13 protein-coding genes, 1 pseudogene and 1 riboswitch are annotated in these 14,518 nt (G+C 71.9%); of the genes and pseudogenes, 9 read left to right on the top strand and 5 right to left on the bottom strand.

Going from position 1 to position 14,518, the window contains the following annotated elements:
* Window positions 1-191: 191 nt before the first annotated feature.
* The 8 genes and pseudogenes from JIX56_RS14480 to def all read left to right on the top strand — a co-directional run bounded on the left by JIX56_RS14480 (window position 192) and on the right by def (window position 7,555).
* On the top strand, window positions 192-533 hold the full coding sequence (locus JIX56_RS14480; protein WP_257550860.1) for a hypothetical protein: 342 nt from the start codon (window positions 192-194) through the stop codon (window positions 531-533).
* The gene (locus JIX56_RS14475; RefSeq protein WP_257540812.1) at window positions 530-1,366 is read left to right on the top strand and encodes a hypothetical protein; all 837 of its coding nucleotides are present in this window, start codon (window positions 530-532) and stop codon (window positions 1,364-1,366) included. The genes JIX56_RS14480 and JIX56_RS14475 overlap by 4 nt, the downstream gene beginning before the upstream one ends.
* Window positions 1,366-1,998 carry a hypothetical protein gene (locus JIX56_RS14470; RefSeq protein WP_257551550.1) on the top strand — a complete coding sequence of 211 codons (633 nt, stop codon included), beginning with the start codon at window positions 1,366-1,368 and terminating at the stop codon, window positions 1,996-1,998. Before JIX56_RS14475 ends, JIX56_RS14470 begins: the two co-directional genes overlap by 1 nt.
* 53 nt (window positions 1,999-2,051) lie before the next feature.
* Complete coding sequence (locus JIX56_RS14465) at window positions 2,052-2,441, top strand: roadblock/LC7 domain-containing protein (RefSeq protein WP_257540810.1); 390 nt, start codon at window positions 2,052-2,054, stop codon at window positions 2,439-2,441.
* Between the two features lie 203 nt (window positions 2,442-2,644).
* Window positions 2,645-4,018 (top strand): annotated as a pseudogene (locus JIX56_RS14460) (HD-GYP domain-containing protein); the annotation flags it as partial.
* Window positions 4,019-4,389: 371 nt separating this feature from the next.
* Complete coding sequence (locus tag JIX56_RS14455; protein WP_257540808.1) at window positions 4,390-5,619, top strand: HD-GYP domain-containing protein; 1,230 nt, start codon at window positions 4,390-4,392, stop codon at window positions 5,617-5,619.
* A gap of 127 nt (window positions 5,620-5,746) precedes the next feature.
* On the top strand, window positions 5,747-6,751 hold the full coding sequence (locus tag JIX56_RS14450) for a tetratricopeptide repeat protein (protein WP_257550858.1): 1,005 nt from the start codon (window positions 5,747-5,749) through the stop codon (window positions 6,749-6,751).
* A gap of 153 nt (window positions 6,752-6,904) precedes the next feature.
* Window positions 6,905-7,555 carry a peptide deformylase gene (def, locus tag JIX56_RS14445; RefSeq protein ID WP_257540806.1) on the top strand — a complete coding sequence of 217 codons (651 nt, stop codon included), beginning with the start codon at window positions 6,905-6,907 and terminating at the stop codon, window positions 7,553-7,555.
* A gap of 50 nt (window positions 7,556-7,605) precedes the next feature.
* Here def and JIX56_RS14440 read toward each other — a convergent pair whose 3' ends face one another.
* The gene (locus JIX56_RS14440) at window positions 7,606-8,568 is read right to left on the bottom strand and encodes a GlxA family transcriptional regulator (protein WP_257540804.1); all 963 of its coding nucleotides are present in this window, start codon (window positions 8,566-8,568) and stop codon (window positions 7,606-7,608) included.
* A 93-nt stretch (window positions 8,569-8,661) separates the two neighbouring features.
* On the opposite strand from JIX56_RS14440, the gene JIX56_RS14435 reads away from it, so the two are divergent.
* A complete protein-coding gene (locus JIX56_RS14435) occupies window positions 8,662-8,883 on the top strand; it encodes a hypothetical protein (RefSeq protein ID WP_257540802.1) in 222 nt (73 codons plus the stop codon).
* A 48-nt stretch (window positions 8,884-8,931) separates the two neighbouring features.
* Here JIX56_RS14435 and JIX56_RS14430 read toward each other — a convergent pair whose 3' ends face one another.
* From JIX56_RS14430 to JIX56_RS14415, 4 genes are all read right to left on the bottom strand, one after another.
* Window positions 8,932-9,942 (bottom strand): ribonucleotide-diphosphate reductase subunit beta, encoded by a 1,011-nt coding sequence (locus tag JIX56_RS14430; RefSeq protein ID WP_257540800.1) that lies wholly within the window; start codon window positions 9,940-9,942, stop codon window positions 8,932-8,934.
* Window positions 9,942-12,353, bottom strand: coding sequence for a ribonucleoside-diphosphate reductase subunit alpha (locus JIX56_RS14425; RefSeq protein WP_257540799.1), 2,412 nt, complete (start codon window positions 12,351-12,353; stop codon window positions 9,942-9,944). Before JIX56_RS14425 ends, JIX56_RS14430 begins: the two co-directional genes overlap by 1 nt.
* A 126-nt stretch (window positions 12,354-12,479) precedes the next feature.
* A riboswitch (cobalamin riboswitch) is annotated at window positions 12,480-12,614 on the bottom strand.
* Window positions 12,615-12,677: 63 nt separating this feature from the next.
* Complete coding sequence (locus tag JIX56_RS14420; protein WP_257540797.1) at window positions 12,678-13,184, bottom strand: GNAT family N-acetyltransferase; 507 nt, start codon at window positions 13,182-13,184, stop codon at window positions 12,678-12,680.
* 106 nt (window positions 13,185-13,290) lie between these two features.
* Window positions 13,291-14,280, bottom strand: a complete 990-nt coding sequence (locus JIX56_RS14415) for a nucleoside hydrolase (RefSeq protein WP_257540795.1) — start codon at window positions 14,278-14,280, stop codon at window positions 13,291-13,293.
* Window positions 14,281-14,518 lie beyond the last annotated feature (238 nt).

The raw sequence follows: 14,518 nt of genomic DNA, 5'->3' as shown, positions 1-14,518 counted from the left end.
TGCCCCAATTCCTCAGTGCTGCTGACCGGTCACTGTCCGGCCAACTACGATCGAACGCGTGTGACTCACCGGTCACAAACATCAACTTTGTCGTGTGTTATGGAAGTTGGCGTTCAAAGTACTGTGCGGCGCGTGGACGTGGAGGGCGAATGGGGGGACTTGGGGAAAGGGAGTCGGCACTCCAGGCCTCCCTGGACCGGCTTCTCGACTCTCCCGGCGTCACCGGAGTCGCCCTGATCGACGCGGTCACGGGTCTGACCTACGCCGCGGCGGGCGACGCCACCCAGGCGGGGACCGGGACCGAGTGCTCCGATCTCGTCACCCTCATCTCCGAGCGGCTCGGCGCGGCGGGAGCCGAGGGGGAGCTGGAAAGCGTGGTCATGACCAGCAGGAGACGCCATCAGGTCCTGCTCTCCGTGGACCGGTCGGCCGGCGACCCGCTGCTGCTGGCTGCCGGTCTCGACCGGGACCGGGCGAATGTGGCCCTGGCCCTGCGCAGCCTCGGCGACCGGGCCCGAGAGGTGCTGGCGTGAAGACTCCCTCGGCGCGCAACGTACCCGCGCTTCTGCAGGCGCTGCACCAGGAGGGCTACACCGGTACGGTCCGGGTCTCCGGCTCCCCGGGGGGCACGATTCACCTGCGCGACGGTCTGGTCGGCGCGATCGAGACACCGGGCGCGCCGACCGCGACGTCCGCGCTGCTCGCCTCGGGCCGGATCGACGACGACGCCTGGCTGGCGGCCTGCGCGGCGGAACCCGACGCCGACCGGCTCGGCTTACACCTGGCGGCCGCCGATCTGATCGGTGCCGTCGAACTGGAGATCGTCTGCACGGCGGCCGTGTTCGACGGGGCCTTCGCGATGGCCCTCAGCCCACCCGGCGCATGGGAGCTGACCGAAAGGCAACCCACCCTCCTCGCCCGCCCCGGCGTCGAGCCCCGGCCGCTGGCCGAGGAGACCACCCGCCGTATGGCGCTGCTGTCCCGGCTGTGGGGGCCCGCGGGCGAACTGGCCCGCGTGCGGCCCGAACCGGTCACCGGTGGCCCCGGCACCCCGGAATTCGACGGCAGACTGACCCGACGTCACCGCGACCTGGTCGAGAGCGCCAACGGACGTCGTACGCCGCGTGACATCGCCTTCTCCCGGGGGCGCGGACTCTACGCGGTGATGCTGGACCTCATCCGTCTGGAGGCGCTGCAGGCCGTCCGATGGGAGACCGGGACCCCACCCGCCGGTCGGCCCAGCACCGCGCCCCGCTTCCCGCAGGGGCAGTCGGCGTCCGAACCGTTACCGAGAGCCGGTCCCCTGCCCAGACGCAGACCCGGTGGAGGTTCTCCCCACGGAGACCTCGGAGCGAAGGGCGGGTAGTGAGCCCCCACAAAGACCCGGCCCGCAAGCGCCGCATACGCAGCAAGGCCGCCCGCCTCCGACGGCGTTCGGTCCCGCCCGCAGTCGCGGACGACCGCCCGGTCCCGCCCGCAGTCGCGGACGACCGCCCGGTCCCGCCCTCCGAAGCCCCACCGCCCGCCGCACCCGTCCCCACGACCGCGGCACAGCCGCCGGCCGCCGAGCCCGAGGGCACGGCGGCCGCACCACCACCGTCCACCGCGTCCGGCAGCACGGCGGCCGCACCACCACCGTCCACCGCGTCCGGCAGCACGGCGGCCGCACCACCACCGTCCACCGCGTCCGGCAGCACGGCGGCCGCACCTCCACCGTCCGCCGAGCCCGGTGGCGCGGCCGCGGAACGGCCGTCGTACGCCGAGCCCGGTGGCGCGGCCGCAGCGTTGCCGCCGTTACCCGTGCGGGGCGCGGCACCGACTCCCGCAAGCGCCCGGGACGACGCGTCGGAGAACCCGGCCGTGCCGCCCCCCATCCCGCCCCTCACTCTGCTGTCGGCCGAGGAGATGCTCGCCGACCAACCCTCCGTCGACATGCTGCGGCGCGTCCGTCGCGGGCTGCGGGCGCTCCCCGAGTCCGACCGGCGCCTGTCCGACTGAGCCGCCCGGACCGCACACCCACCGCAGACGTCTGGACCAAGGAGCACGTTCCCATGACCGCACACGCATCGACCGAATCGCTGACCGGCATCCTGACTTCGCTGCGTGACCGGGTGATGGGCGTGGCCGAGAGTGTCCTGTCCACCGTGGACGGGCTCCTCGTCGTCGCCGACGTCGACAAGGTCCACCCCGAGTCCGTCGCCGCGCTCGCCGCCGCCACCCTCGGCGTCGGCCGCCGCATGGCCGACCAGTCCGGTGCCGGCGCGCTCCGCGAGGTCGTCGTCCGGTGCGGAGCCGGGCACGTCATCGTCGTGGCTGTCGGCGAACGCACCCTTCTGACCGTCATGGGCGACGACGGCCTCGACATCGCCGCCTTCCAGCGCGAGTCCCCGGCGACCGTGGAGCAACTCAACAAGGTGCTCGCCGCGGATGTGGCGCACTGAACGACGGGCCCGACGCCGGGTTCCCGGCCACGGATCTCTGCCGGCACCGGCTCCCGTGACCGCTTTCAGAACGGTCGTCACAGGAACGTCACTTCACTCGAAGGAGTTAATCCGGCCATCGTGGCCCCTTTGATTCACCCGTAGCCGCCCCCGCCCGCTCCGACCCGTCCTAGGCTCCGGAGCCTGAACTCGGGAGGGGTGCCATGGGGTCGGTGCCGACATGGGCACGTGTGTACGTCGCCTGTGTCGTCCTCGGCGCCCTGGCCTGTCTCGCGACGCTGCCGTACGTCCGCGTGCCGTGGCCGGCGGTGGCCCTGCTCGCGGCGCTGTACGCCGGGTGCGAGCAGATCACCCGGTGCCCCTTCCTGGGCCACCGCGCACCCAAGGACATGGGCACCTTCTTCCCGGTCCTGCTCGCCGGGGCCTTCCTGCTGCCGCCGGCCGCCGCCGCGCTCGTGGCCGTACCGGGGGCGTTGGCCGCCCGGGTCGAGCAGCGGCCACGAGGGCTGCGGCGGGTCTGGCGTGCGGGGCGCCTCGCCCTCGCGGTGGGGGCCGCCTCGTACACGCACGGGGCGCTCGGCGGCCGGGACGCGGTCACCGGCCCCGACTTCCCGTACGCGCTGCTGCCCGCCGGGGCCGCGGTGCTGGTGTTCTGCGCGGTGTCCACCCTGCTCGACGGCGGCGTCCTGGCACTCGCCGTGGGGGCACCTCCGACGCCCTTCAGGCAGTGGGGGAGGGTGCCCGTGCGGGGCGTTCGGCAGGGGCACTTCGCGCGGTCGCTGGCGCCCGTCGCCGTGCACGGGCTCGCCGGGCTGATGATGGCGGTGCTGTGGCGCAGTCCGTACGGGCCCGTCGCCGCGCTGCTCGTGCTGTTGCCGATGTACGTGTCCTGCTGGGTGTTCGCGCAGTACCACCGGGAACGGGTCGCGCACCAGGCGACCATCCGCGCGCTCGTCCAGGCCGTCGACATCAAGGACGGGTACACGCGCGGGCACAGCGAGCGGGTCGGGCAGGCGTCCCTGCTGATCGCCCGGGAGCTGGGCATGGACGACGAGCGGGCCGAGGTCCTCCGCTTCGCCGGGATCCTGCACGACGTGGGGAAACTCGGCGTCCCCACCCGGCTGCTGCGCAAGGACGGGCCGCTGACGCCGGAGGAGCGGCGGGTCGTCGAACTGCATCCCGAGTACGGCCACGAGATGGTGCGCGGGATCTCCTTCCTGGGGGAGGCCCGGGCGGCGGTCCTGCACCACCATGAGCGGCTGGACGGGAGCGGGTATCCCTACGGGCTGAGAGGCAGCCAGATCCCGGAGTTCGCCCGGGTCGTGGCGGTCGCGGACGCCTTCGACGCCATGACGTCCACCCGCTCCTATCGGCGGGCCCGCCCGGTCGCCGCCGCACTGGCCGAACTGGAGCGGTGCGCGGGGGCGCAGTTCGACCCGGTGATGGTGGGGGCGCTGACCCGGGCCTTGGACCGGAACGGCTGGCATCCGACGGTGACCGCCGACCCCTGCGGAAACGTACCGCCACCTGGGGCGTCCGGGGCCGGCCCGGTCGTAGGACAGACGGGGCCGGCACGGGCGGACGCGGCACAGATACCTGCGGGGCACGCGAAGGCCGGACATGAGCTTGCGGGGCAGGTGGACGGGGGACGAGCGCTTGCGGGGCAGGTGGACGGGGGACGAGCGCTTGCGGGGCAGGTGGACGGGGGACGAGCGCTTGCGGGGCAGGCAGGCGAGAGACGAGCGCTTGCGGGGCAGGCGGACGCGGGACGGACGACGGTGGGGCGGGCTGTCTCGGAGCGGGCGGACGCGGGGCAGGCGAGCGAGGCCCAGTCGAGCGCGAGCAGGGCGAATGCCGGGCGGGCGGACGCCGGGCGGGCGGACGTCGGGCGGGCGGACGCCGGGCGGGCGGACGTCGGGCGGGCGGATGTCGCCGGGAAGCGGGCCCCGTGGGCCTTCTGATCCTTCTCCGCTCCGTCGCCGTCCTCCTCAGCCTCCTCGCCCTCGCCCACACCCTCTGGTACGGCCTCGACGAACCCGGTGTCGCTCTCGCGTTCGGGGTCCTCGTGGTCGTGGGGGAGCTGTCGCGGTGGAGCGGGGCCGAGGGGCGGGAGTCGGCGCCGCTCGGGGCGGCCGGGGCGCTGGCGTACGCGCTGCTGGGGGAGAACGGCGGGCGGCCGACGGATCACGGGGTGCTCCAGGTGGTCGCCGTGGTCGTCGCGGCCGCGCTCCTCGGGTGCGTGCCGCATGTGGCCAAGCGGTGCGAGTCCACCGTCGATCACCTCACCCGGCGCGTGCTCATCGTCGCCTTCGCCGCCGTCTGCTTCCAGCCGCTGTACGACCGGGGCAGGCTGCTGGAGTGGAGCGGCCCCTCGTACGTACTGCTGCTCGTCGCGCTGCTCGTGCTGACCGCGCTGTGCGACGCCGTGCTGGCGGCGGCCATGGCGCACGCCCGGACACGGTGGCCGTTCGGTCCGTTGCTGAGGGAGGAGCTGTGGGCGATGCTGGGGATCGGGTCGGCGGTGTGCGCGACCGGGGTCGTCATGGCGCTCGCGGCCGGTGTCGTCGGGCTGTGGGCACTGCCGGTCTTCTCACTGCCCCTGCTGCTCACCCAGCTGTCGTTCCGGCGGTACGCGGCCGTGCGGACCACCTACCGGCAGACCATCGCCTCGCTCGCCCGGGCCACGGAGATCGCCGGGTACACCCCGGCCGGGCACGCCCGGCGCGTGGCCGCGCTCAGCCGCGAGGTGGGGCGGGAGCTGGGGATCGGTGAGCCGGAGCTGACCGTGCTGGAGTACGCGGCGCTGATGCACGACATCGGCCAGCTCAGCCTGGTCGACCCCGTGCCGGCCGGGGCCACCGCCGGACTCCCGGCGGCCGAGCAGCGCCGGATCGCGCTGCTGGGCGGCGCGGTCGTACGGCAGACCGGGGTGGACGCCGAGGTCGCCGTGGTGGTGGAGCGGCAGGCGGATCCGTACCGTGAGCAGCCGGTCGGCGCGCGGATCGTGCGGGCCGTGAACGCATACGACGAGAAGGCGCGGGCAGCAGGGCCCGGAGGACCGCTCAGGGCGCTGGAGGAACTGCGGCGGGGGACGGCACGGGACTATCACCCGGAGGTGGTGGAATCGCTCGCGAAGGTGCTCTCAAGAGCCGGTCTGACCTTGCCCTCAGTGGGGTAACCCATGGGTAATGAGCGGCCCTCCATCCGTCCATGGTTGGATGCGAGAGAGAGGGTGTACCGGGGGCGACGGCCAGCCCACTCCGATGGAACTGGCAGGCGGGAACCGTAACTGGCAGGCGGGAATCGTGAGGATCTTCGGCAAGGGACGGCATCGGCCCTCCGCCTCTTGGCGGCAGGCCACCGATCGTGCGTTCACGCTGATCGGCGACGGTCGGTACGAGGACGCGGGCGCGCTGCTGACACGTGCCGCGGACCTGGAGCCGTGGCTGTCCGAGTCCTGGTTCAACCTTGCCCTGCTGCACAAGTTCCGGCACGACTGGGAGCAGGCGAGGGCGGCCGGTCTCCGGGCCGTCGCGCTCCTGGACCGGGAAGCGGGGGCGCCCGACTGGTGGAACGTCGGCATCGCCGCGACCGCCCTGCAGGACTGGCCGCTGGCCCGCCGGGCCTGGCAGGCGTACGGGCTGCGGGTGCCGGGAGGCGCGGCCCGGCCGAGGCCCGGCGGCCCCGGCGACTCCGGGGAGCCGGTGGGCATGGATCTCGGCAGCGCGGCCGTACGGCTCTCGCCGGAGGGCGAGGCCGAGGTCGTGTGGGGGCGGCGGCTCGACCCCGCCCGGATCGAGGTGCTCTCCATTCCGCTGCCGTCGTCCGGGCGGCGCTGGGGCGAGGTCGTCCTGCACGACGGGGTGCCGCACGGGGAGCGGACCACGGCCGCGGGGCACGCGTATCCGGTGTTCGACGAGATCGAGTTGTGGGCGCCGTCGCCGGTGCCGACGTGGGTGGTGCTGCTGGAGGCCGCGACCGAGGCGGACCGGGACGCGCTGGAGCGGCTCGCGGCGGACGCCGGGTTCGCCGCGGAGGACTGGTCGTCGTCGGTGCGGTTGCTGTGCCGGCTGTGTTCGGAGTCGCGGATGCCTTCCGATGAGGGCGACGGGGACCATCTCGATCCGCACGATCACAGTGAGCCGGGGCATCCCGGGCCGTTGGGGCATGTCACGGACGGGCAGTTGTGGGCGCCGGAGCGGGAGTGCGGGATCGCCGCGCCGGCTTCGCTGGTGCGGGGGTTGCTGGACGGGTGGGTCGCGGACAGCCCGGATTCTCGTGACTGGCGGGATCTGGAAGAGGTTTGTTAGGGGCCTTGCCGTCGTGGGTCGACTGCGGGTGGGTGGGGGCTGGTCGCGCGGTTCCCCGCACCCCTTACGGGGCGCCCCTTGGGCGGCGCGCTCCCCGTACCCTGTATCAGCAACTTCACCCCGTTGTTGTTTTGAGGAAGGCGTACGTCTGTCATGGCCCAGCAGGACACCGATCAGCAGCACGTGGGCGTGCTCCCCGTCGATGACGAGGGGTTCGTCGTCGACACGGAGGACTGCGAGGAGCGCGAGCAGGCGTATCGGGAGCGTGGCACGTCGCTGCCGATCACCGTGGTCGGCAACCCGGTGCTGCACAAGGAGTGCAAGGACGTCACGGAGTTCGGCGACGAGCTGGCGAAACTGGTGGACGACATGTTCGCCAGCCAGCGCACGGCGGAGGGCGTGGGCCTGGCCGCGAACCAGGTCGGCGTGGATCTGAAGGTGTTCGTGTACGACTGCCCGGACGACGAGGGCAACCGGCACGTAGGTGTGGTCTGCAACCCCAAGCTGGTCGAACTGCCGGCCGAGACGCGCCGGTTGGACGACAGCAACGAGGGCTGTCTGTCGGTGCCGACCGCGTACATGCCGCTCGCCCGCCCCGACTACGCCGAGGTCACGGGACAGGACGAGAAGGGCAACCCGATCAAGGTGCGCGGCACCGGTTACTTCGCGCGGTGTCTGCAGCACGAGACCGACCACCTGTACGGCTACCTGTACATCGACCGGCTCTCCAAGCGCGACCGCAAGGACGCCCTGCGGCAGATGGCCGAGAACGAGCCCCGCTACCCCGTGGTCGCGAACGACTGAGACAGCGGACGGCAGCTGAGGCGCGAGCCTCGTCCGCGCCGGGTCCGCCCTCAGGCGGCCTCCGGGCCGCGGAACGTCCTGCGGTAGGCCTGCGGAGTCGTGCCCAGGGACCGTACGAACTGATGGCGCAGGGCGGCGGCGGTGCCGAAGCCGGTGCGCCAGGCGATCGTGTCCACCGTCTCGTCCGTCGCCTCCAGCAACCGCTGGGCCAGCAGTACCCGCTGGCGCAGGATCCAGCGGTACGGGGTGGTCCCGGTCTCCTGCTGGAAGCGGCGGGCGAACGTGCGCGGGGACATGTGCGCGCGGGCGGCGAGCTGCTCGACGGTGACCTCCTCGTCGAGGTGCTCCTCCATCCACACGAGCACCTCGCCCACCGTGTCGCACTGCGAGCGCGGCAGCGGCCGCTCGATGTACTGGGCCTGGCCGCCGTCGCGGTGCGGCGGTACGACCATCCGCCGGGCGATCCTGTTGGCGACGTCCGGCCCCTGCTCCTTGCGGACGATGTGCAGACAGGCGTCGATCCCGGCCGCCGTGCCCGCCGAGGTGATCACCGGGTCCGCGTCCACGTACAGCACGTCCGGCTCGACCACCGCCCGTGGATACTGCCGGGCCAGCTCCTCGGCGTGCCGCCAGTGCACCGCGCAGGGCCGCCCGTCCAGCAGGCCGGCCGCGCCGAGCACGAACACCCCCGAGCACACGCTCAGCACCCGGGCGCCCCGGTCGGCTGCCCGGCGCAGCGCGTCCAGCAGCTCGGCCGGGTAGATCCGGCGCACATAGCTCTCGCCCGCCGGTACGACGACGAGGTCGGCCTCGTCGAGGCGGTCCAGGCCGTACGGCGTGGAGATCGTGAACCCGGCGTGCGTCCGCAGGGTCGGGCCCTCCGCCGACGCGACCGCGAAGTCGTACACCGGCAGGCCCTCGTCGCTGCGGTCGAGGCCGAAGACCTCACAGACGACGCCCAGTTCGAAGGGATGCACACCGTCCATGAGGATGGCGGCCACATTCTTGAGCATGCTGCCAGTGTGCATGGGAAGTGGCAGTAATTCGAGGGGGGGCGGCAGTCCTGCCACTGTTTGTCAGGAGTGTTCGGCGCGACAGTGGTGTCCATGGATACGACACAGCTGCAAGGACTCATCGGAACACTGGCCGTTCTCGGGTTGCTCGCCCTGGTCGTGCTGCCCTCGATCATCGGCATCGTGCACGACCGGCGCATCGACCGGCAGCTCAGGCAGGCGGAGGAACGTGCCGCCACCCTCGACGGGCCCGGCCCGGAGCGCCACGTCCGCGGCACCTCCGCGCACGCGCACCGCATCGCCCGCGCCGCCTGATCGACGGGCAGCGCGGGGAAGCCGTCACGCTCAAGTGACCTCGGCGGTCTAGAAGTCCTCGTCCAGGTCGACGGTGCCCTCCACCGCGACCTGGTACGCGGACGGACGCCGCTCGAAGAAGTTGGTCAGCTCCTGGACGCCCTGCAACTCCATGAAGGAGAACGGGTTCTCGGAGCCGTAGACCGGCGCGAAGCCGAGGCGCGTCAGCCGCTGATCGGCGACGCACTCCAGGTACTGCCGCATCGACTCGGTGTTCATGCCCGGCAGGCCGTCACCGCACAGGTCGCGCCCGAACTGCAGCTCGGCCTCCACGGCCTCCTTCAGCATGTCCGTGACCTGCTGCTGGAGCCGGTCGTCGAAGAGCTCCGGCTCCTCCTTGCGCACGGTGTCCACCACCTCGAAGGCGAAGGACATGTGCATCGTCTCGTCGCGGAACACCCAGTTGGTGCCCGTCGCCAGACCGTGCAGCAGGCCCCGGCTGCGGAACCAGTAGACGTACGCGAAGGCGCCGTAGAAGAACAGGCCCTCGATGCACGCGGCGAAGCAGATGAGGTTGAGCAGGAAGCGGCGGCGGTCCGCCTTGGACTCCAGGCGGTCCAGCTTGTCCACCGAGTCCATCCAGGTGAAGCAGAACTCCGCCTTCTCGCGGATGGAGGGGATGTTCTCCACCGCCGCGAAGGCCGCCGTCCGGTCCTCCGGGTCGGGGAGGTAGGTGTCCAGGAGCGTCAAGTAGAACTGGACGTGCACGGCCTCCTCGAAGAGCTGACGGCTCAGGTACAGCCGCGCCTCGGGGGAGTTGATGTGCTTGTACAGCGTCAGCACCAGGTTGTTCGCCACGATCGAGTCGCCCGTCGCGAAGAACGCGACCAGGCGGCCGATCAGGTGCTGCTCGGCTGGGGAGAGCTTCGCGAGGTCGGTGACGTCCGAGTGGAGGTCGACCTCCTCGACGGTCCAGGTGTTCTTGATCGCGTCCCGGTAGCGCTCGTAGAAGTCCGGGTAGCGCATGGGGCGGAGAGTCAGCTCGAAGCCGGGATCGAGGAGATTCTGGTTGCTGGGCATTACTGGCAGGCCTCGCAGGACTCGGGGTTTTCCAGGGAGCAGGCGAGGGCCTCTTCGGAGGTCACCTGCTGGACGGGGATGGTCTTCTCAGGCTGGGTCTGGGTCTGGGCCTGTGCCGCGCGGGCGATGCGGGTCGCCGGGCGGGAGCGCAGGTAGTACGTCGTCTTCAGGCCCGACTTCCAGGCGTACGCGTACATCGAGGAGAGCTTGCCGATGGTCGGCGTCTCCAGGAACAGGTTCAGCGACTGGGCCTGGTCCAGATACGGCGTGCGGGCGGCGGCCATGTCGATCAGGCCGCGCTGCGGGATCTCCCAGGCCGTGCGGTACAGCGCCCGTACATCGGCCGGGATCCACGTGAACTCCTGCACCGAGCCGCCCGAGTCGCGCAGCGCCTCGCGGGTGCGGGCGTCCCAGACGCCCAGCTTCTTCAGGTCTTTCACCAGGTACGAGTTGACCTGGAGGAACTCACCGGACAGGGTCTCGCGCTTGAACAGGTTGGACACCTGCGGCTCGATGCACTCGTACACCCCCGCGATGGACGCGATGGTGGCCGTGGGCGCGATCGCCAGGAGCAGGGAGTTGCGCAGGCCGGTCGACGCGATGCGCTCGCGCAGGGCCGCCCAGCGCTCCGGCCAGGTGAACTCGACGCCGTAGTGGTCGGGGTGCAGCACACCGCGGGCCGTACGGGTCTTCTCCCAGGCCGGCAGCGGGCCGCCCCGCTCGGCGAGGTCGGCGGAGGCCTCGTACGCGGCGAGCATGACGCGCTCGGCGATCCGCGTGGAGAGGGCCTTCGCCTGGGGGGAGTCGAAGGGCAGGCGCAGCTGGAAGAAGACGTCCTGCAGGCCCATCGCGCCGAGGCCGACCGGGCGCCACCTGGCGTTGGAGCGGCCCGCCTGCTCGGTCGGGTAGAAGTTGATGTCGACGACACGGTCGAGGAAGGTGACGGCGGTGCGGACGGTCTCGTCCAGCCGCTCCCAGTCCATGTCGCCCGTCGCCCGGTCGACGAACGCGCCCAGGTTCACCGAACCCAGGTTGCAGACCGCCGTCTCCCCGTCGTCCGTGACCTCCAGGATCTCCGTGCAGAGGTTGGAGGAGTGGACGACATGGCCCGGCTCGGCCGTCTGGTTGGCCGTGCGGTTGGCCGCGTCCTTGAAGGTCATCCAGCCGTTGCCGGTCTGCGCGAGGGTGCGCATCATACGGCCGTACAGATCACGGGCCGGGATGGTCTTCTTCGCCAGGCCGTTCGCCTCCGCCTCGCGGTACGCGGTGTCGAACTCCTCGCCCCACAGGTCGACCAGCTCGGGCACATCGGCCGGGGAGAACAGGGACCACTGCTCGTCGGCGTTCACCCGGCGCATGAACTCGTCCGGGATCCAGTGCGCCAGGTTCAGGTTGTGCGTACGCCGGGCGTCCTCACCGGTGTTGTCGCGCAGCTCCAGGAACTCCTCGATGTCGGAGTGCCAGGTCTCCAGGTAGACCGCGGCCGCGCCCTTGCGCCGGCCGCCCTGGTTCACGGCGGCCACCGAGGCGTCCAGGGTCTTCAGGAATGGCACGATGCCGTTGGAGTGCCCGTTGGTGCCCCGGATCAGCGAACCGCGCGAGCGGATGCGGGAGTACGACAGACCGATGCCGCCGGCGTGCTTCGAGAGGCGGGCCACCTGGTGGTAGCGGTCGTAGATGGAGTCCAGCTCGTCCAGCGGGGAGTCGAGGAGGTAGCAGGACGACATCTGGGGGTGGCGCGTGCCGGAGTTGAAGAGGGTGGGGGAGGAGGGGAGGTAGTCGAGGCGGCTCATGAGCCTGTAGAGCGCGGCGACTTCGTCGACGGCACGGACGGTGTCGTCCTCGGCGAGGCCGGCGGCGACGCGCAGCATGAAGTGCTGGGGCGTCTCGATGACCTTGCGGGTGATCGGGTGCCGGAGCAGATAGCGGCTGTGCAGGGTGCGCAGGCCGAAGTAGCCGAAGCGGTCGTCGCCGGCCGGGTCGATCAGGGCGTCGAGACGCCCGGCGTGGACACGCGTGAACTCCGCCGTGCGGTCGGCGACGAGGCCTTCACGGTGGCCCACCGCGATGGACTCTGTGAACGTCGTGACGCCCTGCGAGGCGGCCTCGGCGCGGATGCCGATGGCCAGCAGCCGGGCGGCCAGCTTCGCATAGGCGGGGTCCTCGGAGATGAGGCCCGCGGCCGCCTCCGTGGCCAGCTCGCGCAGTTCCACGGCCATTTCGGCGGAGGCCGCACGCGAGGACCGGCCGCGCAGCGCGGCGGCGGCGACCCTGCCGGGGTCGGCGTCGGGGAGGTCGGCGGTCAGCTCGGTCAGGGTCCGCAGCAACGCGGTACCGGGACCGTCGGTCTCCGTCGCCGGGGCGGCTGAAGCCAGTTCGGCTGAAACCGGGTCGGCTGGCGCGATGGTCACGTGGGGGCTCTCCCTCGCTGAAGCAAGGGGCCTTGCGGAAGGCAGGCAGCAGCACACGAGCGCACCGGGGCGTCGCGTCCACCGGCCCATTCCACGAGGCCCGGACGTCAGGGCACCCGGACCGGACGGCCGGGCGCACTGTCGGCAGGTGTTCGGACTGAACAGGCGTGCGCGATGGAGATGAACGCACGCAAGTACACCGTTGCGGGACAGTTCCGGATTCGCACCGGATTCCCCTGCGACGACAGCGAGCATGAGCATACATCTAGTGCCGAGGCGCGGCGCCACCCCCACATGTTGTGTCGCATTCGGTTTCCCAGGGTGTCAGAGCGTCAACTCGTAGGTGATCAGCGTGAGGTCGAAGAGGTCGGGGAGGGGCTTCCAGTCGCGCTCGGGTGTGCGAGCGAAGCCCAGGCGTTCGTAGATGCGATGGGCGGCGTGCATGGTCCGCTGGGTCGACAGGACGACGCGTGCACAGCCCTCCACGGCCCGGGCGCGCTCCAGACAGGCCCGTACGAGCGCCTCGCCGGCACCCCGCCCACGCGCTTCCGGAGCGACTGCCAGCATCCGTATCTCGGCCTCTCCCGCACGGGCGATGTCGGCCATGGGGCCGCCCGCCGGGACGAAGGTCACCCCGCCGAGCACCCGGCCGTCCGCCACCGCCACGAGCACCTCGGCCGCGGCGGCCCGCTTCGCCACGTCACGCAACTCGCACAGATACTCGTCGCTCTCTCCGAAGTCCAGCAGTCCGTCGCCGAGGTAGGCCTGTGCGGTGATCTCGCCGAGCGTGGCGTACTCGTCGGGGGAGATCTGCCTGATGGTGATGTCCATGGCTCGCAGTCTGCCGCAGCGGTGGGAAAGCGGGTCCGAGGTTTTCCACAGGGGCGACGACTTGTCCGATGATCAGCCAGGTGCCGCCGCTCGGCAGCGAACCCGCTCAGCCCACCGCAGGCCACCGCGGCAGCGTCGCCACGAAGTCCTCGCTGAAGTCGCGGGTGCCCGGGCCCAGGGCGACGCGGCCGGTGGCGCGCAGGCGGGCGGTCAGGGCGGGGGACTCGGAGTAGTAGACGCGGCGGGCGGCGGCCGGGACGAACACGGTCTGGCCGCGCGTGAGTTCGCTCGCGCACTCCACGACGACGGCGCCCTCGGCGGCCTCGACGAACGCCTCGTCCCCGCAGACCCCCACGGCCAGCGGATCGTGCAGCGGGCAGGTGCCGTCTCCGCCGTGGCGGGTGTAGGCGTCCATGTAGGTGCGCATGAGCCGGGCGGCGAGGGCCGTGCCCGGGCCCGCGGCCTCCAGCGCGGCGAGGTCCGCGGGGCGGAACAGCCAGCGGTGCGAGGCGTCCAGGTCGACCATGGTGAACGGGATGCCGGAGGAGAGGACGATCTCGGCGGCGACGGGGTCGGCCCAGATGTTGAACTCGGCGACCGGGGTGAAGTTTCCCGGCACCTGGGCGGCGCCGCCCATGAACACGAACTTGCCGACGCGGCGGGCGAGGTCCGGGTCCTCCAGCAGTGCGATGGCCACGTTCGTGAGCGGGCCGGTGGCGCATACCGTCAGCTCGCCCTCGTACTCCCGGGAGAGCCGCAGCAGGGCCTGCGCGGACGATTCCGTGGGGTGCGGGGCCGACGAGTCGGGGAGGGTTTCGTGGCCGAGGCCTGCCGGGCCGTGGAAGGCGGAGGCCTCTCGGTAGGGGAGGCGGGACAGGGGGCGGCCCGCGCCTCGGTGTACCGGGACGTCGGCGTCGATGCGTAGGGCTCGGGCCAGGGCGCGGGCGTTGGTGTAGGTCGCCTCGGCGGGGAGGTTGCCGCCGACCGATGTGTAGGCCTTGAGGTCCCAGAGGCCGGTGCCGAGCAGGTACTGCAGGGCTACGGCGTCGTCGATACCGGGGTCGCTGTCCAGGACGATCGGTGTGCGGGCGGTCACATGGCCAGCGTAACCGGATGTCTTTCGCCCCCGCCGCCCCTACCCGTCCCATCCCAGGGGCTGCGCCCCTTCGACCCCCATCCGCGGGTCCGGTGGGGCTTCTCGCGCAGTTCCCCGCGCCCCTGAAAAGCAGGGGCTGCGCCCCGTGCTTTTCGGCCCGCAGGGGCCGTGTCTTTTCAGGGGCGCGGGGAACTGCGCGACCAGCCCCCACCCACCCGCACCCGACATCGCACCCCCT

The organism is Streptomyces sp. CA-210063 (assembly GCF_024612015.1).
Taxonomy (GTDB): Bacteria; Actinomycetota; Actinomycetes; order Streptomycetales; family Streptomycetaceae; genus Streptomyces.
Note: the sequence above shows the minus strand (reverse complement) of the source record. Positions and strands in the feature narration are given on the sequence as shown.

What these genes read in the sequence shown, in the direction of transcription:
- def (WP_257540806.1), top strand. Translation starts at nt 6,905, where the DNA reads ATGGCCCAGCAGGACACCGATCAGCAGCACGTGGGCGTGCTCCCCGTC.
- JIX56_RS14420 (WP_257540797.1), bottom strand. Translation starts at nt 13,184, where the DNA reads ATGGACATCACCATCAGGCAGATCTCCCCCGACGAGTACGCCACGCTC.
- JIX56_RS14435 (WP_257540802.1), top strand. Translation starts at nt 8,662, where the DNA reads ATGGATACGACACAGCTGCAAGGACTCATCGGAACACTGGCCGTTCTC.
- JIX56_RS14465 (WP_257540810.1), top strand. Translation starts at nt 2,052, where the DNA reads ATGACCGCACACGCATCGACCGAATCGCTGACCGGCATCCTGACTTCG.
- JIX56_RS14440 (WP_257540804.1), bottom strand. Translation starts at nt 8,568, where the DNA reads ATGCTCAAGAATGTGGCCGCCATCCTCATGGACGGTGTGCATCCCTTC.
- JIX56_RS14430 (WP_257540800.1), bottom strand. Translation starts at nt 9,942, where the DNA reads ATGCCCAGCAACCAGAATCTCCTCGATCCCGGCTTCGAGCTGACTCTC.